The 24,424-nt window shown below is 42.4% G+C and carries 16 protein-coding genes, 1 rRNA gene and 2 riboswitches; of the genes, 2 read left to right on the forward strand and 15 right to left on the reverse strand.

The features are described 5' to 3' along the window. The 6 genes from HF078_RS17745 to HF078_RS17770 all read right to left on the reverse strand — a co-directional run. Positions 1-70 (reverse strand): 16S ribosomal RNA (locus HF078_RS17745); the annotation flags it as partial. Positions 71-549: 479 nt separating this feature from the next. Continuing rightward, positions 550-1,875, reverse strand: a complete 1,326-nt coding sequence (locus HF078_RS17750; RefSeq protein ID WP_169292352.1) for an NCS2 family permease — start codon at positions 1,873-1,875, stop codon at positions 550-552. A gap of 141 nt (positions 1,876-2,016) precedes the next feature. Further along, positions 2,017-2,118, reverse strand: a riboswitch (purine riboswitch). Positions 2,119-2,261: 143 nt separating this feature from the next. Continuing rightward, positions 2,262-3,782 carry a glutamine-hydrolyzing GMP synthase gene (gene guaA, locus HF078_RS17755; RefSeq protein ID WP_169292394.1) on the reverse strand — a complete coding sequence of 507 codons (1,521 nt, stop codon included), beginning with the start codon at positions 3,780-3,782 and terminating at the stop codon, positions 2,262-2,264. 395 nt (positions 3,783-4,177) lie between these two features. Then, positions 4,178-4,279: riboswitch (purine riboswitch) on the reverse strand. A 41-nt stretch (positions 4,280-4,320) separates the two neighbouring features. Next, positions 4,321-6,543, reverse strand: a complete 2,223-nt coding sequence (locus HF078_RS17760) for a transglutaminase TgpA family protein (RefSeq protein WP_169292353.1) — start codon at positions 6,541-6,543, stop codon at positions 4,321-4,323. 2 nt (positions 6,544-6,545) lie between these two features. Next, the gene (locus HF078_RS17765; RefSeq protein WP_169292354.1) at positions 6,546-7,760 is read right to left on the reverse strand and encodes a DUF58 domain-containing protein; all 1,215 of its coding nucleotides are present in this window, start codon (positions 7,758-7,760) and stop codon (positions 6,546-6,548) included. Next, complete coding sequence (locus HF078_RS17770) at positions 7,760-8,713, reverse strand: AAA family ATPase (protein WP_277350535.1); 954 nt, start codon at positions 8,711-8,713, stop codon at positions 7,760-7,762. Before HF078_RS17770 ends, HF078_RS17765 begins: the two co-directional genes overlap by 1 nt. A gap of 371 nt (positions 8,714-9,084) precedes the next feature. Between HF078_RS17770 and HF078_RS17775 the strand changes: the two genes are divergently transcribed. After that, positions 9,085-9,777: a Na-translocating system protein MpsC family protein gene (locus tag HF078_RS17775; protein WP_169292355.1), complete on the forward strand. Its 693-nt coding sequence runs from the start codon at positions 9,085-9,087 to the stop codon at positions 9,775-9,777. A 140-nt stretch (positions 9,778-9,917) separates the two neighbouring features. After that, positions 9,918-10,319, forward strand: coding sequence for an anti-sigma regulatory factor (locus tag HF078_RS17780; RefSeq protein WP_169292396.1), 402 nt, complete (start codon positions 9,918-9,920; stop codon positions 10,317-10,319). Between the two features lie 138 nt (positions 10,320-10,457). Here the strand turns inward: HF078_RS17780 and HF078_RS17785 are convergent, their stop codons facing one another. From HF078_RS17785 to HF078_RS17825, 9 genes are all read right to left on the reverse strand, one after another. Then, the gene (locus HF078_RS17785; RefSeq protein WP_169292356.1) at positions 10,458-10,826 is read right to left on the reverse strand and encodes a VOC family protein; all 369 of its coding nucleotides are present in this window, start codon (positions 10,824-10,826) and stop codon (positions 10,458-10,460) included. A 91-nt stretch (positions 10,827-10,917) separates the two neighbouring features. Further along, positions 10,918-11,211, reverse strand: a complete 294-nt coding sequence (locus tag HF078_RS17790) for a hypothetical protein (RefSeq protein ID WP_169292357.1) — start codon at positions 11,209-11,211, stop codon at positions 10,918-10,920. A gap of 136 nt (positions 11,212-11,347) precedes the next feature. Further along, complete coding sequence (locus HF078_RS17795; protein ID WP_169292358.1) at positions 11,348-13,930, reverse strand: FtsX-like permease family protein; 2,583 nt, start codon at positions 13,928-13,930, stop codon at positions 11,348-11,350. Then, the gene (locus HF078_RS17800) at positions 13,927-14,610 is read right to left on the reverse strand and encodes an ABC transporter ATP-binding protein (RefSeq protein ID WP_169292359.1); all 684 of its coding nucleotides are present in this window, start codon (positions 14,608-14,610) and stop codon (positions 13,927-13,929) included. Before HF078_RS17800 ends, HF078_RS17795 begins: the two co-directional genes overlap by 4 nt. Positions 14,611-14,744: 134 nt before the next feature. Continuing rightward, positions 14,745-15,752, reverse strand: coding sequence for a sensor histidine kinase (locus tag HF078_RS17805; protein WP_169292360.1), 1,008 nt, complete (start codon positions 15,750-15,752; stop codon positions 14,745-14,747). 1 nt (position 15,753) lies between these two features. Further along, complete coding sequence (locus tag HF078_RS17810) at positions 15,754-16,440, reverse strand: response regulator transcription factor (RefSeq protein WP_169292361.1); 687 nt, start codon at positions 16,438-16,440, stop codon at positions 15,754-15,756. A 300-nt stretch (positions 16,441-16,740) separates the two neighbouring features. Further along, positions 16,741-17,265: a hypothetical protein gene (locus HF078_RS17815; RefSeq protein ID WP_169292362.1), complete on the reverse strand. Its 525-nt coding sequence runs from the start codon at positions 17,263-17,265 to the stop codon at positions 16,741-16,743. A gap of 164 nt (positions 17,266-17,429) precedes the next feature. Beyond that, complete coding sequence (locus tag HF078_RS17820) at positions 17,430-17,981, reverse strand: HD domain-containing protein (protein WP_169292363.1); 552 nt, start codon at positions 17,979-17,981, stop codon at positions 17,430-17,432. A 228-nt stretch (positions 17,982-18,209) separates the two neighbouring features. Further along, positions 18,210-24,170, reverse strand: coding sequence for a lamin tail domain-containing protein (locus HF078_RS17825; protein WP_169292364.1), 5,961 nt, complete (start codon positions 24,168-24,170; stop codon positions 18,210-18,212). Positions 24,171-24,424 lie beyond the last annotated feature (254 nt).

Below are 24,424 nucleotides of genomic sequence, written 5' to 3' on the forward strand. Positions count from 1 at the left end.
TCCGCTCGACTTGCATGTATTAGGCACGCCGCCAGCGTTCGTCCTGAGCCAGGATCAAACTCTCCAATAAAGAGTCTGAGCTTTTGCTCAAAATTTGCTAGCTTGTGTTACTTAAAATCATTTTGTCGTATTCCGTAGAACCGACGTTATGACGCTGTTGTTTTGTTTAGTTTTCAAAGATCATTTTCTGTCGCTCCGTGGCGACTTAATTACTATACCATGCTGTGTGTTTCTCGTCAACATGTTTTTTTAAGTTTTTGTTGCGCGCATTACAGCGAGTTAACAAATCGTGTTTTGCAGCGACGAATAATAATATACCATGCTAACCTTAACACGGTCAACTACTTTTTTAATATAATTTTAAATTAGTAGTTTAAAAGTAATTTCTTGAATATCAACACCACTACTTCTATTTATATAGAAGCAAAAGCATCAACCTCTCATCGAGTGTATATATACTATACCACCTCTACATTTCCTCAAACATTAACAACAGAAAAAATCCCTGCTATCTTTCAGCAGGGATTTCATAACTCTTCTTCTATTAAACTATTCAACTAAGAAAACAAAATACAGAACAAAGATGACAAACAATGCATACATGATTGGATGAATTTCTTTCGTTCTACCCTTCATGATCATCGTGATCGGGTAGAAGATAAATCCTACTGCAATACCTGTTGCGATGCTGTATGTTAATGGCATTGCAATAACGGTTAAGAATGCAGGTACTGCAATCTCAAATTTGTTCCAATCAATTTTTCCTAATGCCGATACCATCAACACACCGACAATGATTAGTGCTGGTGCTGTTACTGGTTCAGTGATGACAGAAAGCAATGGGAAGAATACTAGTGATAATATGAACAATCCTGCTGTTATCACAGATGCGAATCCTGTTCTACCTCCTGCTGCTACACCGGAAGATGATTCAATGTAGGAAGTGGTAGTGGATGTTCCAAGTACCGCTCCGGCTACTGTTGCTGCAGAGTCTGCAAAAAGTGCTTTTCCTGCACGCGGAAGTTTGTTGTCTTTCATAAAACCTGCTTGGTTTGCAACGGCTACAAGCGTACCAGCCGTGTCAAAGAAATCTACGAATAAGAATGTAAGGATGACAACTAGCATTTGAATGGTGAAGATATTTCCTAAACTAGCGAATGCCGCACCGAATGTAGAATCGATACTTGGAACCGCTCCGACAACTGCTGAAGGTGTATCAATCAGGCCAAATAGCATACCAACTACTGCTGTAATGACAATCCCGAAGAAGATACCGCCTTTAATGCCTCTTACCATAAGAATAACTGTGATTACTAGACCGAAGATTGCTAGTAATGTATTACCGTTTGTTAGATCTCCTAATGCAACAAGTACTACTTCGTCCCCGACGATAACGCCGGCATTTTGTAATCCAATGAATGTGATGAATAGTCCGATACCTGCTCCAACTGCATATTTTAATTCTGCTGGAATAGCATTGATGATTTTTTCGCGAATACCGAATAGTGTTAAAAAGATAAAGATGATACCAGAAACTAATACGCCTGCTAGTGCTGTTTGCCAAGGGATGCCCATGCCAAGTACAACGGAATAAGCGAAGAATGCATTAAGACCCATACCCGGTGCAAGTGCGATTGGGTATTTTGCATAGAGGCCCATGATTAAGCAACCGATTGCTGCGGATAGTGCTGTCGCGGTAAAGATGGCACCTTGATCCATGCGAAGCGCTTCTGGATAGTCGCCTACGCTTGCCAAAGACAGCATTAGTGGGTTTACTACCAATATATAGGCCATTGCCAGGAATGTCGTTAGTCCCGCAATGGATTCTGTTTTGTAGCTAGTACCGTGTTTCTCAAACTCAAAATAATTCTTCATGCAAAAATCCTCCTCAAGATAATTCGTACAAACAAGAAACAAGAAAACGCCCCTGGCATAAACCAGGAGCGCTAACATTTAACTAACGAGGATAGGAAGAAGCGAAAACATTCATCTGAATAAACTACAGATACATGCCCCACCTAGTTCCTATTACCTCGTAGTCAAGCTGTTTACGGTAGCCTGGTAGAAACTTTTGGGCCATATTCCCAAATTTATACGAGTTTTGAACTATAAAAGTATGATAATTTCTGTTTTTATATTACCAAGCTCACAAAGATTCGTCAACACAAAAAACGAACATTCGACAAATAATTTTTACCAATGTTCGTTTTTAATCTAAAAAGAAAAGCCGACCAGGCGATCCCGGTCGGCTTTTACACTTATTATTCCCACTCAATTGTTGCAGGTGGCTTACTTGTAATGTCATACACAACGCGGTTGATGTGATCTACCTCGTTGACAATACGTGTGGAGATTACTTCTAGTACATCCCAAGGGATACGCGCCCAATCGGACGTCATTCCATCGATAGATGTTACAGCACGGATACCGATTGTGTAATCGTACGTACGTTGATCTCCCATCACTCCGACACTGCGTATGTCTGGAAGTACCGTGAAGTATTGCCAGATGTCACGGTCTAGGCCTGCTTTTTTGATTTCTTCACGTAGGATATGATCGGATTCGCGAACAATTTCCAGTTTCTCATCAGAGATTTCACCAAGAACGCGGATTCCAAGACCCGGACCTGGGAATGGCTGACGCCAAACGATTTCGTCCGGAATACCTAGTTCTGTTCCTAGTGCACGAACCTCATCTTTGAACAATGTGTTCAATGGCTCTATCAGTTGGAACTGCATGTCTTCTGGAAGTCCGCCCACATTGTGGTGAGATTTGATGGTTTGTGCAGTTGCCGTACCACTCTCGATGATATCTGTGTAAAGCGTACCTTGTGCAAGATAGTCGATGCCCTCTAATTTAGAAGCTTCATCATCAAACACATAGATAAATTCGTTACCGATGATTTTACGTTTTTGCTCAGGATCAGAAACACCTTTTAGCTTGTTAAGGAAACGATCTTTTGCATCTACTTTAATTACGTTCATGTTGAAGCCTTCACTAAACGTCTTCATTACAGCGTCCGCTTCGTTTTTACGTAATAGACCGTGGTCTACAAAAATACAAGTCAATTGGTCACCGATTGCTTTGTGAATCAACACAGCTACAACCGAAGAGTCTACTCCGCCGCTTAGTGCGCAAAGTACTTTTTTGTCGCCGACAATGTCACGTATTTTTTGCATTTCGATTTCAAGGAAGTTCTCAATTGTCCAGCTGTCTGTGCAACCACAAACGTTGTACACGAAGTTTCTTAAAAGATCATTTCCATATACAGAGTGACGTACCTCTGGGTGGAATTGAACACCGTACATTTTCTTGTCTTCGTTACTGATTCCGGCAATCGGACATGCTGGGCTAGTAAGGTCAACAGCGAAGTCTTCCGGTTCTGAAACAACTAGGTCACCATGACTCATCCATACAACTTGCTGTTCCGGAATATCTTGATACAACGCAGATTGGTTAGAAACAGTTGCAAGTGCTTTTCCGTATTCACGGTGACTTGCTTTTTCTACTACTCCGCCAAAGTGCATCGTCATTAGCTGCATGCCGTAGCAAATACCTAGAACAGGAATGCCAAGTTCAAAGATTTCTTCGTCACAACGGAAGGAGTTTTCCCCGTATACACTGTTTGGTCCGCCAGAAAGGATGATTCCTTTTGGGTTCATTTTTTTGATTTCTTCTGCTGTAATCGTATGTGGATGTAGTTCGCTATAGACACCGAACTCACGGATACGACGTGTGATTAGTTGGTTATATTGACTGCCGAAGTCAAGGACGACGACCATTTCTTGGATACCTTCCACCCGAATTCACCTCATAAGTTTATTATTTTTCGGAGCATATCTTTTCGTTTATTTTGACCTATAAAAGGAAAGATATGCCTTTCGTTTTCAAAAGGGCAATCTGTTTAACTCCTGTAGATTTCCGTTCCAGGTGTTCGCTTTCCTAAGGGTGGTGCTGTAGCCTCCTCGGCTTCGCCTGCGGGGTCTCAACCTACCACTATCTCCCTAAGGAGTCTCACACCTTGCACTCGAATCTACAGGTGGATAAACTATCACATATCATGTTGAATTACCCTTTAAAACACAAAAAAACTAGAATCTTCCCCTCATATTTACATAAGAAGGCAGAATTCTAGTTTGCTAGAGGGGAACTTATATTTTGATATAATTCGCCCTACCAGGAATAGAACTGCCTTCATAGTCGGGTAGTTGACGGCAACCCGGTAGAGACTCTCGAACCATATTATCGAGGATATATGAAGCCAATAAAATTTATAGTTGTATTAATTTGACCTTATTCTATCAGTGTGTTTCTACTAGGTCAAGATGATGTCTTTTTAATTAAATTTTCCCATAATTCCACCGATTTCTCCCATTCATGCTCAGACGAATCGCCGCGGTAAAGGACACGTTCGTAACGAGCAGTGAGGGATTGCATATCTCCAGTGCTGTAATAGTCATCAATATACTTGGCATATTCGCGAAGTGTCTGACCTTCTTTGCGCGTGAGACCGATAGAATGCAACTGTCTTAACAAGGCAGGATATGCTTTATTAAAAGTACCCTCATCCCTTTTCCCTTTATAGCGCAAGATATAGTAATAAGGAATCCATTTGTTTCGGCCGAAAAACAACACGGCACCTGCAGCAATTAACGATGCCACAAAAAGTGCTGCCGGCTTCCAAGAGATATCTGTAAAATTCCACGTTCCATCATTAGAACCAGACGCTCCAGCAGCCTCTTCATCTTCCCCTGGATCTAACTCAGGAATATTACTTCGATCTGTTTCCGGTTGTTCCGGTTGTTCAATAGTATCGTCTTCCCCCGTTGTTTCCCCTGTATTTTCTTCTACAGACTGATACACAAAGCTATAAGGATTAGAAAATCCGCTTGTTGGTTCATAAGTTACCCAGCCGACTTCCGGATAGTAGACTTCCACCCAAGAGTGGGCGTTGTTGTTTGTTACTTCAAAAAGCCTGGTGTTATTATCTGTCACATCGACAAACTCACCTTGCGTGTATCCCTTTACCCATCTTGCCGGAATGTCGACAGCACGCAATAGGGCAACCATCGAAGTCGAGAAGTTGTCGCAATATCCCTGCATCGTTTCAAATAGGAATTGATCCACATAGTCTTGATCTCCTGAAGGGACGGCAACATCTGTTGTTTCATAAACAAAGTCGTTGTTTCGAAAATATCTTTCTACCGCATTAACCTTATCAAACCGAGAAGTGAACGACCCGGTTATTTCTTCCGCAAGTTCGACCACCCTGTCTGGCAACGTGTCAGGCAACTGAGTATAACGTTCCACAAACTCCTCATTGCTTTCTTCACCTGTTCCAGGCTGAGCTCCTTTTAAAGCTTCTATATAATACCTGGGAAACGAATAGTTCACTCGATATTTTTCTAATTCAATTGGATCTCCATCTTCATCTAATGTACGAATCTTTTCCGTACTGTCGTTTAGGCTAAAATTAATCCCCTCTTCTTCGACTTGAATTTCTTTTAATCCAAGTGGATAGTTGATATGAGGATAGGTTTTTTCCATCGTTAATGTGGCAGAATACGCATCCGTCGGAACCTCATTACTCATCCAAGAAACCTGATCATTACGTCCTCTATACAGTTCTGCTCGTTCTCCCTCTGTCGAATCCCAGCCTTTCCCTGTATAGATGTCTTTTGTTTCCACTCGCCAATAGTGAGTGCGCGTCAGTTCTGCTTGGAAAACGACGCTATCATCCGGAACAAACGGGCCACCAAGGCGAGAATCATTTTCCCCATATCCGATTTTCCGCACACCTCCACCTGTTCCGGGACCGTCTCCATTTCCAATTCCCTTTAAAAAAGGCACAGGATCTGGCCAAATAGGTGCAGCTTTAGGCGAGAAGTAACCGGCTGTAGCGGAAAGGAGAATAAAGATAATCAAGGGAACTCCCCATCCAATTAGAAGTTTTCCACTTCTATACACCCCTTCCCGCTCTTTCAATCTCTCTAAATGGACAAACCCAACAATGGATAGTCCAACCACAATCAACCGCATAATCGCTTCATTCCCTTGATACGGTGTAAAGGTATCAAGAATGGCAACGTAGGTGATGGTGAATATAACAAATAACAACATTTGTTTTCGGTACAAGATCCAGTAGATTACAAGATAACTTACAAGCCAAAGCAGGATAAACAGCAAGATACTCCTGAACATCCCTGTCATCGCAACCCAATCTTGAGCCCAAATAACATTCACATTATATTTCAAATCATTCAAAAGGTATGCAAACCAGTCCTTACTCAGAAACCTGCCATCCATATAGAGGATATGAATAAAATAAAACATAAACCCGAAATGAACGAAAAAGCTCAGAAGTGGGAGTATTTGCAAAAAGGAAAGCGAGAAAGATATTAGAAGGAACACAACGAACACATATAAGTTTGCGGTATCTGTTACATCCTTTAGCGGCAGGATCCATTCAAGTAACAAAACAAATCCGAATACATGCATGAGTAAGGCATAACCATTTCGCTGATAGGGATTGGATTTTGCCATCACTAACTCACCTCACTTATGATGGGACTTTTCGGCTTAGTCGGATAGACGGTCTTAATCAAAATATTTCTCCGCTTCAATAGATCCATGTAGGAAAGTTCTTCTTTCGTCAAACGTACTCCTTCATCCTTTGTAAGATGGACTTCTAGATGCAGGTGTCTAGTAGAGAGTTTTTCAAGACTTTCTACCATGCCCCTGTTAAGTTTGCCTGTGATAAAAATAAACGTAACGGTTGGCTGGAATTTACCGATTTCCATTTCAATCACTTTGGAGAAATCCCTTTTGCTGTTCGGTTGGATTTTCGCAAGGTGATAATAAATCCCTGCAAACTGTTCTTCCCCGCTTCGCAACGAATACACCGATCGATCTTCCCCAACCGATACAAGGCCAACCTGAGATCCATACTTGAGGATAGCTTTGGTCATGGCAGCACTGTAGCTGACCGCACTTTCAAACGAGGCGCTCTGGGAACGATCAATAAACAACATAACATCATGTGATTGCTGTTGTTCAAATTCCTTTGTCATAATATCGTTACGACGCGCCGTCGCTTTCCAATCAATCCAAGAGAATCTGTCCCCTGGCTGATATTCCCTGACACCAACCGTCATAGATGTATCACGAACCATTTTCATTTTAGATGACGTGGACCCTTGATCAAACTTATTTTCGTGTTGTCTATACGTCATTTCTGCATAGCTTGGATACACCAAAAAGTGCTGATCCACTTCTATTATTCTCTCTTTTTCAATCAAGCCTAGGAAATCACCTGTCACCAAACGGATTCCAGTCAATGTATGCTCTCCGCGCGGAACACGGTCTAACGCATATTGAATGGTGATGGTGCTTTTAAACCAAGGAAAAAGAATCCGCTTTGCCTGCTTTGTTTGCTGACAGAATAATAGGTCATTTGGAAGAACTTCTTCTACTAAAAGAAACGCAAGCGGTACTGGCACCGTTCTTCTAAGCGTTATAGTCCCTATAAACCTATCTCCAGCACGGTATTTTTCCTGATTAATTGTTCTTGATACTTCAAAATCCTTGAGTGGATACACTAATATTAAAAAAGCATACAAGGCAAAAGGCAAGAAGCTGACGAATAAAAACCAGCTGACAAACCCGCCTTGGAACATGGCATAAACAAAGGTGATGACGACCAACATAAGAAAAGAAACCAATTTCCAGATTTTTTTAACTTTCTGAAGAAATGCCTTCATTATCTGCTCAACGACCTTTGAACGGGAATTGGCGTGCGGTCAATCACCTTTTTCACCACTTGCTCCGCTGTCATCCCCTCAAACTTCGCCTCTGATTTTAGGATAATTCGATGCGGCAACACATATGGAGCCAAATATTGAATGTCATCCGGAAGCACATAATCTCTGCCATGAATAAAAGCATACGCTTGAGCCGCTTTCATCAATGCCACCGAACCACGTGGACTTGCGCCTAAATAGACGGACTGGTGAGTACGAGTACGATTGACCAAGTCAACGATATATTCTTTTACCGTCACATCCACATGCACTTCTTTTACTTGTTTCTGCATTTCTTGAAGTTCTTCCAATGTAATAACCGATTGCAACTCATTGATCGGTTGTTTCTTTTCTGTTGTATGTAAAATATTCACTTCTTCCTGAGGCGATGGATAGCCCATATTCATTTTGAATAAAAAGCGGTCAAGTTGTGCCTCTGGCAATGGATACGTACCTTCATATTCAATTGGATTCTGTGTCGCCATTACAAAAAACGGGTTTCCTAATGACAGGGTGTTCCCATCCACTGTGACACTTCCCTCTTCCATTCCCTCTAACAAAGCCGCTTGTGTTTTGGGAGAAGTTCGGTTAATTTCATCCGCAAGGACAATGTTCCCCATAATCGGGCCAGGTCTGAATTCGAATTTCAATTCTTTTGGGTTATAAATGGAGCTTCCTGTTACATCTGATGGCAAAAGGTCAGGTGTGAACTGGATACGTTTGAAATTTGCCCCGACTGATTTGGCAAGAGAGCGCACCATCAATGTTTTCCCAACTCCAGGTACATCCTCAAGAAGCACATGCCCTCCCGCAAGCAAAGCAACAATACTTAATTCCGCTACATGTTCTTTCCCAATCATGACATTGCCAATATTGTCCAATATTCGTTTTACTTGTAATGGTGTAGTTTCCAAAATCCGTACCCCCTAGATTCTATATTTATATATAAATCGACAACAATTTGATACCTAACCTACACTATATTCGCTTTTCTGTCAGAAAAACCCTTCATTACCCATGTAAATAGTTTCAATTTTCCCTATTTATAGAATAACAAATTAAGGAGAACGAATGGTACTAATCGCTCTCAGGGAAAAAGTAGCAAAGAATATCGAATCATAAAGAAGGAATTTCGGATTCCGTGTAGAATTTTAGACTATAAGAGGGTGTAACCAACTTAAACATTTACCCCTATATCAAAAGGGTTAAACTTTTTTAATCATGCATCCCTTAAAATCTTCACAGAGCACAGGGCCAAACTCCTTGTTCTTAAAGGGATGAGACAATGGAAGTGAAAGTGCAGCAATCCGAACTATCGAGTGAAATAGGAAGGTTACTCAGGAAACACTTCGGAAAAGGACCCGAGGCTGTTTTTGTAACCATCGCATCACCTTATGTCATCATCTATTTACGCCATTTTCTATCTCCTATAGAAAATATGCTACTAGAAGACAATCACACGATGACGGTAGAAGAAATTCGAGATAAAATGATGCGTAAATTAAACGAGAAAATAAAAGAAATGATTCATTCCGTCACGGGATTACCGATAAAAGAGTTTTATTATGATTGGGCTTTCGAGAACGGATCTGGCCTTTTAGTCGGAGTCGAAGGAAAAGCAGAGAAGTTCTTTGAATACAACTATCCAAATCGACGTGAAGTGGAAACCATCATTACCAAAATCAGCGCCGAAGCAGAGAAACATCCGGACATTACATATTCCCATATGTTGAACGACCGTACGCTCATTGTTATTCGGGAAGGCATCCTCGTTCAAATAGAGCAACAGCTTATTGAACTAGGGTTTGAAGAAGCATTGACTCTTGCAAAACGTAAATTGGAAAAAAAGCTACTTTTTCAAGCAAAAACATCCTTCCAACAGCTGTTGCAAAAGGATATCACAGAAATATTCGTCAACTGGGATTTTGCCTTAGACAAAAGCATCATCGTGTTCATCTTAGCACCGCAAAAAACATAATCGGCAGTAATGATCTAGGCATGGAACTAGACATAAGCCAAAGAGAAGGCAGTACCCACCTGCCCTCTCTTTGGCTTTTTTTGTTAACAGCTTACCTCTCCGCTTATGGAAAATTGCTTGACCCCTGGAGGGATGAAATGATGAAAATTAAACACCAATTCACTATCAAAGACGACAAAGATATCATATCAGTAAGAAAGTTTGGACGAGAAATAGCGACCAGTATGGGCTTTAACTATATTGATCAAGTACGTATCACCACCGCCATCTCAGAACTCGCACGAAATGTGGTTAAGTACGCCGGATCCGGCACCGTATCCATCGAAGTGATATATAAGTACACCCCCGGATTAAGCGTCATTGTAATAGATAATGGACCCGGAATAACCAGCATCGGCAAAGCCATGGAAGACGGCTACTCCACCTCCGCCAGCCTAGGCGCCGGCTTACCTGGAGTAAAAAGAATGATGGATGAATTTTTGATAGATTCCGTGATGGAGCAGGGGACCAGGATTGAAGTGGTGAAGTGGTTGCGGGGGTGAGGGCTACGGGGACATGTTCCCCGGCCCACAGCACTTCTCCTAACACACAATTTCCACGAGTTAATATGGAAATAAGTGGAATTTAGTGAATTTAACTTGATTCACTGAATAATTCCCCTTTGTCTTTGTACCTAGTACTCAAACCCATTCCAAAAACTCCAGCCTGTTTCCAAAAGGATCACTTACATAAATTCTATTCGCACCAGGGAGATTCTCGTCCACCTTGTACTCCACTGCCTGTGAGCTCAAATACCTTTTAAATTCTTCTATTTGGTGCACTTCAAATGCAGGATGTGCTTTCTTGGCAGGAACAAAAAGCTCCTCCACCCCTAAATGAAGATGAACAGCCCCTCTAGAAAACCACACCCCACCTCTATCTCTAAGCGGCTCTGGCTTTTCCACTTCTTCCAAGCCTAAAATATCATCATAAAATTTACGTGCTTCATCCTCCATCCCCTTCGGCATGGCGAGCTGGACATGATCGATTTTGTTGATAACAAATGACAAGATAACCCCTCCTTTTGTTTATAATTTCATCTTATCCAAAGGTGGTGATAATAGAAATAACTGTTATTTTATGAATGCCTATAAGCTTTTCTTATTCTTCTTTTTCACCATCCGCTAATTTTATGTACCGTGCAGATAAATAGTATGTGCCTAGCGAAGTCAGTACTCCTGCCCCAAAAAGGATACTCCCTATAATGACGAAATTGTTGGTTTGAGTGTCAACGATTCTTTCATAATTACTTGTATCAGCCATGCCACCAACGCCATCCAACCACGAATCCCCTATCGCCGTACCAAAGGTAACGCTTAGAAACATTAACACCAAACCACCTATTATTAGTGCTGCGTTAAGAATCTTTAGTTCTTTAATATGCTCATGTGTCATATATACTCCTCCTATCATTAATAAGCTTTTATCCATATAGACTTACGCACTAACTAAGAAAAAGTTTCCAAAAATAAAAGGTGATGCCACATGCGCATCACCTTTTGATCTTATTTTCGTTATCCTATTTAATTTCTCATATATTCTCTTGTTTCAAACCATCAATAATGTTTTCTTTTCTAATTTTAGAGATGGAATATAGCATCGCAGAGCTGACGATTACGAAAATGGCAGCAATCACAAACAGGATATCCAGCCACGGCAGGCTAAAACCATATTCAAAGGTTACATTTACGGAGCGATGCAATAAATACATAACACCTATACTGATCGGTAAACCAATCAATAGGGAATTGACTCCATAAAAGATGCTTTCGTAATTAATCATTTTGTTAAAGCCTTTCGGGGTCATTCCGACAGACTTTAGCATCGCAAATTCCCTTTTTCGCAAAGAGATTCCGGTAGAAATGGTATTAAAGATATTGGCGATGGAGATCAAGGAAATCAAGGCGATGAATCCATAGGTGAATACCGATAGGAACATGATCATTTGTTGATCACGCTCTCTACTTTGTACGGCGTTATAGATATACATCGACGAAGGGACGACTTCCTCCAACGTTTCTTGCATCTCCATCGGATCACTGCTATTCAAATACAGATAGGATTGGACTTGATTAGCCGCACCCTTTTTAACGATACTATCGAACGTTTCCATGGGGACAATGACATCTAAACCGCCAAGACTTGCAGTTTTGACTCCCATTAAGAGTTCGTCTGTGAGTGCACCGATTTCCAAATTCGAAAGAGTAGTGTTTTCGTTTGTATCATAGTCGGTAAATAGTAGCTCTAGTTTATCACCTGGCTTTGCTTGGATCGATTCTGTTTCAACAAACTTAGACGCTTCGTAATCCTGATAAGCGATCGTATGGATAATGATAGCCTTCGGATTATTAGGGTCCTGATAATCTGCAGGATCTGTTCCAACCCTCTCTGCATACTTTTGAAAACTACTTTCACTAATGCCATATAAATTGATGTAATATGGGTATTTTTCGTCTTGTAGTGCCCAATGCTCCTTTTCTATACGTTCTGCTAATAATGGAGGAAACTTCTCTTCATCTATTAAGGACGTCAGCTGGACGGACTTATGGAGATTATGTTCCGTAACACCTTCTAAGTCTACCAACGACTCCAAACCGGTAATCTCTCCGCTACTATCTGAAACTAAAATATCAAAGTCGATGTTTTCCTGTGACATTTCCACCGATCTGCTCAAATTCTCTGTAAAGAACGATACGGATAAAAAGAGAACGATGCTGATAACGAGTGAAAACAATGTGGCATAATACCTTTTTTTATTCCTTTTTACATTTTTCAGTCCTATTTCCGCTTCCAAGCCGAATATTTTTCTGACCAGCTTGGATGTCTTGACCGCTTTGCCCGTTAACTTTATATCCTGTGTCTGACGGATTGCATCAATGGCCGAAACTTTGGATGCTTTACGGGCAGGCAGGTAAGTGGAAATGAAAATGGTGGTACTTGAAATCAAGCACGCAACCAGAACAGAAGCCGGCGTGACAACTACTTCAAGCTTTACACTTGTTCCCAATGCACCAGCTATATAGGTGTTGATGAACATAAAAGTAATTGCTATCCCACCAATCCCGGCTAAGACACCGATGGGAATACTGATTAACCCAATGACGGCCCCTTCAAAGAAGACCGAATTACGCTTTTGTTTCTTGGTTGCCCCAACACTTGAAAGCATACCCAAATGCCTTGCCCGTTCTGATACGCTAATTGCAAAAGCATTATATATCAGAGATACCGAGCCAATTACAATGACAGCAATAATGATACCTGCCAAAGAATACATGGTCGTATGGAGATTATCGTTATCTGAGATTCCATAATATCGGAGGAGTTCTTCATTGAAGCCTACCCCGCCTATATCATTTTGTTGTGCTAATTGTTGTGCTTGTTTAAAGATGGATCGGGTTAAATCCTTTACCACCACAACGGCATCAACATGTACCGCTTGATTCAGATTTTCCTGATCAATATAATTGATCACCGTATATCCGGGTGCCCAGGGGTCCTCCCAAGAAGGCCTTTCAATTGTTCCTACAACAGTGAAAGTTTCTGATGAGTGGAATTCTAAGTTTTCAAGATATCCCTCTTCATCCCTTTGAACCGTATCGTTCTGAAGCAAAGCATCCGGCTCACCTTCCAGTATTCTATTGCCAATTTCAACGTTCATTTCAGCGCCTATTTCATAGTTAATCCCTGTGTCTTTCGCAATATGATCAGACACGACTACTTCATTTGCCGCTTCAGGCAGGCGTCCACTCTTTAATTTTATTGGAAATTGTTCCAAACCTTCTTGATTGTATCCTTTAAAAAAGAGATAAGGCTTATTCCTTACCTCATCCCCTTCCAACATTGCATACCCCATATCGCTGGAAAGAATCAATTTTTCCGTATTCTCATCTTCTTTGATAGCTTTTATTTGATCACTGGTGACGTTTTTATACTGAACATGCCACTCTCCGTTATCTGCGATGGTTTGCCTTTTCAATAGATCTAGAAAAGAGACCCCTAGCGTCGAAACAGCCATCACCATCGCAACAGAAATGATGACGCCAATAATGGTCACCAACGTCCTTCTCTTATTTTTCTTCAGATGCCTAATTGTCAGCTTATTGATGATGTTCATGGACGGATCACCTCGTCCTTGGCAACTTTCCCATCATTGATTTCGATGACACGATCAGCCTGCAGGGCAATCCTTTCATCGTGGGTAATGACGATAAGGGTCTGATTATAGGTTTTATTAAACATTTTCAAAAGCTCCATAATCTCGCCGCTATTTTTGCTATCCAAGTTACCCGTCGGCTCATCCGCCAAAATGATCGCCGGATTGCTGATAAGCGCCCTTCCGATAGATACACGCTGCTGCTGTCCGCCGGAAAGTTGATTGGGTAAGTGATTCAGACGATGGTCCAATCCAAGGATGGATGCAATATTACTGAATTGTTTCTGGTCTACTTTGTGTTCATCCAATAGTAATGGGAGTGTCATGTTCTCTTCTACAGTCAAAATCGGGATTAGATTATAAAACTGATAGATCAATCCGATTTGCCTGCGTCTGAATATCGCCAGCTGTGTTTCATTCAATTGGTAGATATCCGTATTATCTACAAGCACCTTGCCGCTTGACGGTCTGTCCACACCACCCAGTAAGTGAAGCAACGTAGATTTACCAGATCCGGATGGACCGATGATCGCCACAAATTCTCCCTTTTTCACCGAAAATGATACATCATCCAATGCCTTGACCGCCGTATCTCCCTTTCCATATACCTTAGACAGATTTTCTATTTGTAAAATGCTCATCGCATTCGCCTCCATATGTTAAATGTATCTTTAATATATCTGCCTAAGATGACTATAAGGTGACTTCCAAAGTGACAGTTTAGTCACTTAAGGGGACAGATTCATGTCCCACAGGACGAACCTATCCCCTTATATCAGGTGCGAACCTTGTTATAAAACTTAATATGAAACTCGGTCCCCTTGCCTTGTTCGCTTCTGACCTCAATATCCCCCTGCTGACTTGTGATGATACTGTATGCCATGGCAAGCCCAATTCCCACGCTATCTTCTCCTGCATTTTTTCCTTTATAAAAACGCCTGAAGATATAGGGGAGATCTTCCTTTGGGATTCCATGCCCATTATCTTTTACCTTAATCTCTGTATAGAGGGGGTTTTCTGAAAACGAAATGGTTACCTCGCCACCTACTGAAGTATGTTCCACACAGTTTTTTAAAATATTGATTAACGCTTCAGCCGTCCAGTGATTATCTCCTGTAAACGTAACAGACTCGTCCCCTTGCACCAATAAAGTCTGCTCTTTGATATCCATTGGAATCAACACAGACTGCACAGCCCTTTCAATAAGCGTGCGTACGGAAACTTTGTCTTTTTTAAAGATAACAGTGCCCGCATCAATTTTGGATAATTTTAAAAGGGAGGACACAAGCCACTCGATTCTTTCCAATTGCACACGGATGTTCTGTGTGAATTCCGCACGCTTTGATTCATCCAGCTTATTATCGCTGAGCAAATCGGCCATGACCATCATGGAGGTAAGCGGTGTTTTCAATTGATGCGAAATATCGGAAATTGCATTTGTTAATTTAACTTTATCCTCTTCCAAAAAGGTGCGCTGCTCAGAAAGCATAAGGGTAACTTTATAAATATCGCTTTTTAAAATACTCAATTCTCCCTCATGATTGTCACGGACATCCAATTCATAATCACCATTACTGATCTGGCGTAAGTACCTTGAGAGTTTTTGGATTTCACGGTACCTCCACCGGGTGAAAATCAAACTGCAAGTAATGAGCAACATGGTGGTTGTAAGAATAAGTATTGCTGCAGATATGGACAGGAAGAATACGGCTGCCACGCTGACTACAGCGCCGATTAAGATCATGGTGATTATGTATAATTGGATTTCTCTGTTTCTCCACATCTCACTGACCTGCCTTATAGCCCATGCCGCGCACGGTACGGATGATCACAGGGCTTTGAGGGTTGTCCTCCAGCTTTTCCCGCAATCGCTTAATATACACCGTGAGCGTATTGTCATTGACAAAGTCACCTGCCACATCCCAAATACGGTCAAGCAGCTGAGCTCTGGTCAACACCTGCCCGATATGGTTGGCGAAAATCATCAACAGCCGGTATTCCAATGCGGTAAGAAAAACCTCTTCCCCGTTTTTGAATACTTTTCCTTCCAACGTATTAATGCGGATATTCTCGATCTCTATGTAGCTTTTGACCTGCTCAGGCTGCTTATGGTAACGTCGTAAGACCGACTTAATGCGGGAAAGCAGCTCACGGACTCGGAACGGCTTCGTAATATAATCGTCCGCTCCCATATCAAGCCCCATCACCACATTCACCTCATCATCAAAGGCAGTAAGAAAAATCACCGGTTTATCCTCACGTTTCTTCACCTGTTCGCAAAGGTCATACCCGCTTCCATCAGGCAAGGACAAATCAAATAAACATAGATCTATCTCTTCAAGTCTACTAGCGATCGCAGCCTCTGCCGATTTGATATCATGACAAAGAATGGTCTCATATCCTTCCTGTCTAAGTGAATACTCCAAACCTGCAGCAATCGTCCTATCGTCCTCTACCAATAACACTCTCATCTTTCAACACCCTAACCAAAAGCCTTTTCTTTTATCATATTTTATCTCTTCCTTCGCGTCAAAAACGGCTTTTACACAAGTTCTAAAATTATCCCTGGGATGGCGAGCGGATACAATTTTAAAGGTGATGCGTATTTGCACCACCTTAATTTACTTATCCCTATCTACCCCATAAAACATTTTTCTACTATACTATGCAAAAATAGTCTATATTACTCGATACAATTTCAAGGCCGCCATCACAGCAAAAAAAATCCGCTTAATCGAACGTTTGTTTAAAATTTGCTATTCAGTTAAGCACTACTCTACTTCCTCTATCTCCACCTCTAAGCTATACTCTTCCGCCAATTCCGTAAACAAGGTCTCGTGTTCATCGTATATTTCACCATATTCCTCGTAGAGAAGGTCTCCTTTTTCCAACAAACTTTCGTCCCCGTTATAAAATCCTTCTGCATAAATCGAGTAGGTTTCTAACAGTTTTTTATGCGCCTCCATCAACTTATCGTGTGATGGTTGCAACTCCTCCATTGTAATGACAATGGCCTCTGTATCCTCTACCACTTTTTCAAGAGCAGGAATAGTCGTCTCGACTAAATATGTATATGCACTCTCTAGGTCCTCTTCCATAAACACAAATTCATCAGCCGCAATTTCTTCATTCACAGCAGCTTCAATGACTGGATTGCTATCCTCAATATAGGCAATTAGTTCGTCCTGGGCATCAACCTGCTCTGTTATCGTATCTACGATTTCACTACAAGCAGTCAGCACACTACCTATTGCCATTATACTAACCACTAATAGTGCTCTTCTTAATATTTTCATATATTCCATCTCCTTCCTTGGTTATTTTAGCAGGGAATCAGAAGTAGATATAGACTGATTTCCACTATTTTGAATTGGAAATAAAAGGGGACAGGATAAAAACCTTACCACCTCCGCTTTCACCGTAGTGACGTCTTCATAATCCCCTAAGCGTGCCTCTCCTTCTACAACTCTACAAAACCAAAAACTTCTCTAACTTCCTTCTCTAATTCACCGATCAACTTAAAACCATCTTTCCTTGGAGCAAACGCCTTTACAATGTTTGCATAGTACCAGTGCTGCTTCTGTTTCCCTCTATTAAACCGTCCCCAAATCAAATCCCCATGCTCTTCAAGGTCCGTTCGAATGGAGCGTAAATTGTGCAGCTTATCCGCAACGATGACTTGCAATTCTTCCATGGATGCATCTTTTAACCCATCAATGGTGTGCTGTTTTCTTTCTTCCCATGAAAGACTTTTGTCATTTTCAGAAGCAGCCACCACTAAATCTGCTACACGGCCACCAAACTCTTTCACCAGGCTATCATAAGTTGCTTCCGTATCTTCCAGTGTGTCGTGTAAAATACCTGCAGCCACCACTTCTTCAGAACAACCTGCGTCTTGCAACATCATCCCAACAGCAAACGGATGCGTGATATAGGGTATCTCCGTCCCTTTTCTTGTCTGATTCTTATGTGCCGAAGCAGCGAAGATAATAGCTTTCTCTATTACATTCATATTTTACGCTCCCCTTTAGTTGTTATTTGAATATACCTTTCGAAAATAGTCGATATTTCACGAACCATTTTTAAGCCCTTTCTTACAATAAAAAAATTCCATTTAATCATACGTTTGTTTAAAAATTACTATTCAATCTAAATCCAGATTAAACGTCTTCTCTCCTAAGTTTATACTGATTAAATCAAAAAAAACACATGAAATCCAAAAGATTCCATGTGTCTCACCCTATAACACTCTTCTTCTCTTCCTCACAATCACTATACATCCTGCTCCCATCACCAGCAATATAAAGCCGAAGACATAGAAGTCATATAGATTAGTAGCGGTGTTCGGAAGCTTCTCTCCACTCTGCTTCTTTCCATGTTCACTTTTCTTCCCATCGCCCTTACCTGGCGCTGCCGGATTATTCACCTTGACCGGATTTGCAGGATTTGCCGGTTTTCCAGGCTGTCCTGGTTGTCCAGGGTTGGGATTTACCGGCCCTGGTGCACCCGGATTACTTGGCACTCCAGGATTGCCACCTGGTGTCCCCGGTTTCCCTGGTTCTCCAGGTTCTCCCGGCTCTGACGGCTCAGGCTCAACCGGACCATCTGCCACCTTACCTTTTGTAAAAGTCCAAATATCCGAAATAGTTATCCCCGTGTGCTCATCCTCCACTACTACATACCACCAGTAGCGCTCGTTTTCCTCAAGCCCTTCCCAGGCCATCTCCGCCACACTTCCGCTCGAAACAGCCTCTTGCTTGCCAATTTCCACTTCTGTATAAATGTTTACTGCAAAATAGTCTGTCGCCACTCGCTTTTCATTCGGCTGAAGGTCTAACTCAAGTATAAACTCATCCTTGCCTGGATAAGTTTCCGTATCATAATAGTTGTACTGATCCAGGTACGGGGAGTACGTGTTCACTACAATCCGGTTATTATCTGTATCAAAATGCAGCAGTCGCATAAAGCCTTGTCCGCCTTCTGGTCCTGCTTGATAGTCGGCAAGCATTTGATAAACTTGGCGGTCAGGGGCACCGTCACCGTTATCATCCACTTCATCAACCAACAACTGCGCCTCATGATAATGGCCGCTCAACACAGTTATAACATTCTCGTTTGGCAGCACGACTTCCTCATACAACTTGTCACCAAGTGGATGACGCACTCCTGTTGCCTGCAAGTATTCATGAAAATTCAAGATCGCCATTCGGTCCGGATGGGCAGCAAGCACCTCATTCATCCAGGCAATCCCTTCGACTTCCACACCCCAGCCGAGATAGACCATGATATAGTCATTTCCGTTCGAGGAAATAAGGTCATAATGTCCGCGGTTATTTTTATAACTACCGCCATAATAAGGTTTATCTTCAAAGCGGTCTGCACCAAAGTACTTATAATACTGCGTGTAGTCATTGGTTTTGTGATCCACGTCATGGTTCCCAGCTAACACACCATATGGAATTTCGTTCTCATCCAAAACACCCATGTATTGATCCGCGTAATTCCATTGTGCTTCTTGATCAGCCATATTCACAAGATCTCCCGTGTGGAACACATATTCAATTTTCATTTCCTCTTCCATTTCCGCAATCCATTCAGTCTGTCTTTCATAGATGTGCGGGAAGCTTTCTGAGTAATACTGCGTGTCTGACATCCAGACAAATGTGTAATCATACTCTTCAGGGGATGCCGGGATCTCATCCTGCACCAGCACGTTGATGTTGCTTTCTTTTACAAAATCAGCGACCGCGACCTCTCCTTGCAAGCCGAAGTCTTCGGTTCCAGCAATCTTGTAATCCACAATATCCCACTTGTTGGAAGTGTGGTTCCAAGCATACATCGTCACCTTTCTGCCCTCCAGCGAGCTCCCCTTCCAAACAAGCTCGACCGTATCCCCTTCCTGAATGGAATCATCCACCTTCACATCAAAACGGTGATACGGAAATTCCGTCGAAGAGTCTGTAATCAGATATTCCCCGTCTTCTTTAGAAACAAGGGCAATGTCCTCGTCTGTAAAAGCTTCCTCCCCTTCTGGAACCATCGTGTGTGGAGGCTCGACTTCGTTGGCATTTTTAAAGCCCTTCATGCGATCACCTTGGGTCACATCATACTTATAGCCACCGTAAAAAGTAACATCTAAATCATCGTCAGTCGGGTCGGACACCTTTACCTTCAACGTCGGGTCACCGTCCACTGGTGTTTCCGCATCATTTGTAGGAGAAACGAGCTCCGGTTTCAACGGATTTTCATTCACAACGGAGAAGTGCACCACTTTTACCGCTTCGTTTCCTACTTCATCGATCGCCACGACTTTCAATGTATGCTCGCCGGCCGAAAGCTTAGAAGAAGCCGTCTCATAAGGTACCGTAATTCCCTTGTCATCAAGGAGCACCCTCGTTTCTTTTACCCCGGCTATCCCGTCGGTTGCTGTTACATCAATCGTAAAAGCACCCTTGTATTCCTTCTCTTCTTCGAGGGAAGTGGTGATGCTTGGAGCCGTGTTATCCACCATTATAGTTGTTGAGATTTCTTCATCTGCATCCATGGCGGAAACTACATGTTCCCCATCAGAAACAGAGGTTGTGTCCCATTTATAAGACTTGGATGGAGCCTGCTCTCCTGTCACTGTAAAAGTAAAATCTTCAAAAATGCGATCTGTTCCGTCATCGCCCATGTCAAACACTTGAGCGGGATCATTTTTCTCCGCATCGCGAAGGATGGTTCCATCCGCCAAGACAAGGCGAACGTTTCTCAAGTTATAGTCGTCACGGTTGTCCTCAGATTCCAGGTCAAACGGGGATGCTTTGTTACCCGCACGAATGGTAATCGTATTATTGCCAAGCTCCAGTTTGTCAGGGTTAATCGGGACTGTGATCGTCTGCCATTCATTGATCCAATCATCAAAAATATGCAGAACCTCATCTCCCAAGGTGACTCCATTTTGGAAGAAGGTATTGATGCCGCTCACCTCAAATGCGAAATAAGAGGTATGCTCAACAGCCTGGAACGTTTCCCCTTCCACTTCTTCACCGTCTATCAACAGCTTCACATCTTCCGGAGCATCCGAGCTTGAAGTCCCTTTTAATATCTTCTCCCCAGCAAGAATCTCACCGTCTTTTACATTTAAGCGGAGACTGGAGAAATCTAGTTCCGTTGTGACATCTACCTTATACGTCTCTGTTGTCACTTCATTCATGCCATCTGTAATTTCGAAATAATATTCCACATACTCTTTCGCGATAATTTCAGACGAGTAGACTGTATAGTGATAAAGCAAGTCATTATAATCCTTTGTCAGGATGGCCTGCTTGAAATCCGTTTGGTCGTTCGTCCGGTAAAACAAACGGACCGTCTTCACTTCCCTGTCATCCTGCGCATCCAAAACAATTTCAATATTCTCCGTCTGATCAACCTCCGTTACCTTTGTTAAATTTTCATAAGTCGGCGCTATCGTATCAGCTTCAATCTGTACCGTTTCGGCAGGTACTTGAGAAGCATCCACCATACCAGGTGTTGCCGCTTTTTCCGCTGCACTTGTCTTGATCATTTGTGTCGATCCATCTAACGGATATTGATAGAACACACCCATATTAGCTGCCGTATCCTTCACATTCGGAACATCATTGTAATAGGCAACCGCAAGCTCCTTTTTTGAGTTGGTTGCCACTACAAGTCCGCGCATCGCACCATTGGCCATTCCGTCACTATAGATTCTGACGAGGCTTTTATCCTCTACCAAATCTGAACCATAATGAGCATTGAAATCATCCACGGTTTGCTCGCGGTTTTGCGCATTGATGATCCAAAAAACGAGCGTTTCCTTGGACGGAATCACCACATCATCCGGAATCGAAGGCCACACTACATCTGTCGCACTCTCCGCCCCGTAACGATAATAAAGTTTATAATCTTTAAAACTCAAATCCTGATTTGTATTATTATAGAGTTCAATGAACTCGTAACCGTCCGCCGACCCTACATTCGTCGAATCCGGAACCACTTCCGTTACTAAAAATGGCGGCAATGACTGATAATCCACTTCCATTTGCTTTACTGAAATCGTGAATTCTTCCGTCTTGGCAACATTCCATCCATCTGAAGCTTCCACATAATAAACGATATCTCCTGAAACATCCGCCCCAGGTATTTCCGCCGTATAGACAGAAGAACCTTCAGACGTTGGATTCATGGACAACGAAGTAAATGTCTCCTCCCCTTGCTTTTTATAAAATAGTGTCGCAAAAGGGTTTGTCATATCGTCTGTAATCGATGCTTCGATGAGAATTGGCGAGTACGCAGTGCCATTTGTGACAGGCGTATGCTCCACCACCGGCGCTACCGTATCTTCTGGAATTTCCTCCAACTCCACGGGCTTAGTCGGCACCTGGCTTTCTTTTGCCGTACCTGGTGTCGGCGCAGCCAATCCTTCCAGCTTCATCATCGCCGTTCCACTAGACGGGAAGAGATAATCAATGCCCGCTCCATTATTGTCATTGTCACTGCCAAGATAGCTTGCCGACACGACCTCCGCACCATCTGCATCCTTCACTACAAGGGCACGGTTGCCTCCATTCGCAAAACCTGGGAAGACATCTTTGAACTCCACAACCTGACTTTCCGTTAATGCCCGCCCAAAGTTTTCGTTAAACTCAGCTAGCGTTCTGTTTCCGTTGTTATACCAAAATACAAGTTCCTCTTGAGGCTCCAAGATCACAGCCGGCACCTGGAATGGCAGCTCACTTCCCGTGTCCGTATACTTATAAACAAACGAATAGTTTGCTAGATTCATCGGTTGATTCGTATTGTTGTACACCTCAAAAAACTCGTAGTAATCCGTTCCTCCCCCTTTAGAGTTCGGGGATAGCTCGGTGATGAGCAATGGCAGCTCACTGTAAGTTTCTTCTGGGACTTCAACTGAAATAGTAGACGGTTCCGTGGCTGCTGTGTTCGTTCCATCTGTTGCTTCGATGTAGTAGGTGATTGGTTCATCCACTATCGAAGCTGGAATTTCAGCGATGTATGTTGATGTCTCCTCAGTTTGTTGCATGCTTAGACTCGTATAGCTTTCCTCTGTTGCTTTTTTATAAAATAATGTCGCCGCAGTGACACCAACGTCATCCGTTATCGTTGCTTCAATAGGGATGGCAGTGAATCTTTCCGCTTCTGTAACGGCAGTGTGTTCAATCACTGGCGGTGTTTCATCAATAACAGGCGCTTCCTCTTCTTCTACTGTTACAGGTTGCTCAGGAACTTGAACCACTTCAATGGATCCTGGCGTTGGCAATGCAAGAACCGCATGCTTGTCCATCACCGTCCCGCTCGCCGGAAACTTATATTCAATTCCCGCCCCGTTGTTATCATTTTCATTTCCAAGATAACTAGCAGAAACCAATTCCTTCCCTTGCTTATCCTTGATTACCAAGGCGCGGTTTCCACCATTCGCAAACCCTGGGAAGGCATCTTTAAAAGAAACCACCTGTTCTTCTGTTAGTGCCAAACCATAGTTTTGATTGAAATCAGCCAAACTACGCTCTCCAGTGTTATACCAAAACACCAGTGTTTCCTGTGATTCAATGGCCGTTTCAGGAACAGTGAAAGGAATCTCCCTTCCTGTATCGGTGTATGTATAGATAAAATGTAAATCCGCTGTAGACATCGCTTGATCTGTATTATTGTAAAGCTCATAGTACTCATAATAATCAGTTCCGGCACCAGCTGAGTTTGGAGAAATTTCTGTGATGAGTAGATGTGGGAGCAGGTTGTAATCCAGCTCTTCTGTGATGGCTTGTTCTTCTGTTTGTTGCTCTTGGGTAGGTTCTTCTGGAAGTTCCGTTTGCATTTCTTCCTCTTTTTTGGCTGGAGGAGCAACTTCTGTTTGTGGCTCATCTATTATTGGCTTTTCCACTATGGGTTCTTCTTTTACAGGTTCTTCTGCAACCTCTTCTTCCACTACCTCCTCTTCAGGTGGCTGCGATTCTCCCTGTTCTTCGGCAGGTGGTTCTGTACTCTCTACCGGCTTACTATTTTCCTCTGGGTTTGTTTCCTCCATTTCCTTTACAGGAGGTGTTTCCGTTTCCTTCACCTCTCCCTCCGCATGCACCACTCCGAGCGGCACAACCGGCTGAAAACTCGTTCCCACAATAGTTAAAATCATCCATGACGACAGCAGCTTCCGACCAAACTTTCGTTTTTCTTTCCTCATCACTAACCTCCACCGAACTATTTTGAACATTTAAAATTTTACCGATGGATTGTTAAGTGGATATGAAGGTGTTGTAAAATTTATGGAAAGCTAGGTAGTTTTCGGAAGAGGAAGTATTTTAATATACTATGCAAAAATAGTCGATATCGCTCGATTGGATTTCATGACTGCCACTTCAACAAGAAAATTCGTCTTAATCAAACGTTTGTTTAAAAATTACTATTCAACACATGTTTCATCTTTAGCAAATATCT

This window comes from Bacillus sp. RO2, from assembly GCF_012911845.1.
GTDB lineage: Bacteria > Bacillota > Bacilli > Bacillales > Bacillaceae_I > Sutcliffiella_A.

What these genes read in the sequence shown, in the direction of transcription:
- HF078_RS17825 (WP_169292364.1), bottom strand. Translation starts at nt 24,170, where the DNA reads ATGAGGAAAGAAAAACGAAAGTTTGGTCGGAAGCTGCTGTCGTCATGG.
- HF078_RS17790 (WP_169292357.1), bottom strand. Translation starts at nt 11,211, where the DNA reads ATGACACATGAGCATATTAAAGAACTAAAGATTCTTAACGCAGCACTA.
- HF078_RS17805 (WP_169292360.1), bottom strand. Translation starts at nt 15,752, where the DNA reads ATGTGGAGAAACAGAGAAATCCAATTATACATAATCACCATGATCTTA.
- HF078_RS17780 (WP_169292396.1), top strand. Translation starts at nt 9,918, where the DNA reads ATGAAAATTAAACACCAATTCACTATCAAAGACGACAAAGATATCATA.
- HF078_RS17800 (WP_169292359.1), bottom strand. Translation starts at nt 14,610, where the DNA reads ATGAGCATTTTACAAATAGAAAATCTGTCTAAGGTATATGGAAAGGGA.
- HF078_RS17815 (WP_169292362.1), bottom strand. Translation starts at nt 17,265, where the DNA reads ATGAAAATATTAAGAAGAGCACTATTAGTGGTTAGTATAATGGCAATA.
- HF078_RS17795 (WP_169292358.1), bottom strand. Translation starts at nt 13,930, where the DNA reads ATGAACATCATCAATAAGCTGACAATTAGGCATCTGAAGAAAAATAAG.
- HF078_RS17775 (WP_169292355.1), top strand. Translation starts at nt 9,085, where the DNA reads ATGGAAGTGAAAGTGCAGCAATCCGAACTATCGAGTGAAATAGGAAGG.
- HF078_RS17810 (WP_169292361.1), bottom strand. Translation starts at nt 16,440, where the DNA reads ATGAGAGTGTTATTGGTAGAGGACGATAGGACGATTGCTGCAGGTTTG.
- HF078_RS17750 (WP_169292352.1), bottom strand. Translation starts at nt 1,875, where the DNA reads ATGAAGAATTATTTTGAGTTTGAGAAACACGGTACTAGCTACAAAACA.
- guaA (WP_169292394.1), bottom strand. Translation starts at nt 3,782, where the DNA reads ATGGTCGTCGTCCTTGACTTCGGCAGTCAATATAACCAACTAATCACA.
- HF078_RS17820 (WP_169292363.1), bottom strand. Translation starts at nt 17,981, where the DNA reads ATGAATGTAATAGAGAAAGCTATTATCTTCGCTGCTTCGGCACATAAG.
- HF078_RS17760 (WP_169292353.1), bottom strand. Translation starts at nt 6,543, where the DNA reads ATGGCAAAATCCAATCCCTATCAGCGAAATGGTTATGCCTTACTCATG.
- HF078_RS17765 (WP_169292354.1), bottom strand. Translation starts at nt 7,760, where the DNA reads ATGAAGGCATTTCTTCAGAAAGTTAAAAAAATCTGGAAATTGGTTTCT.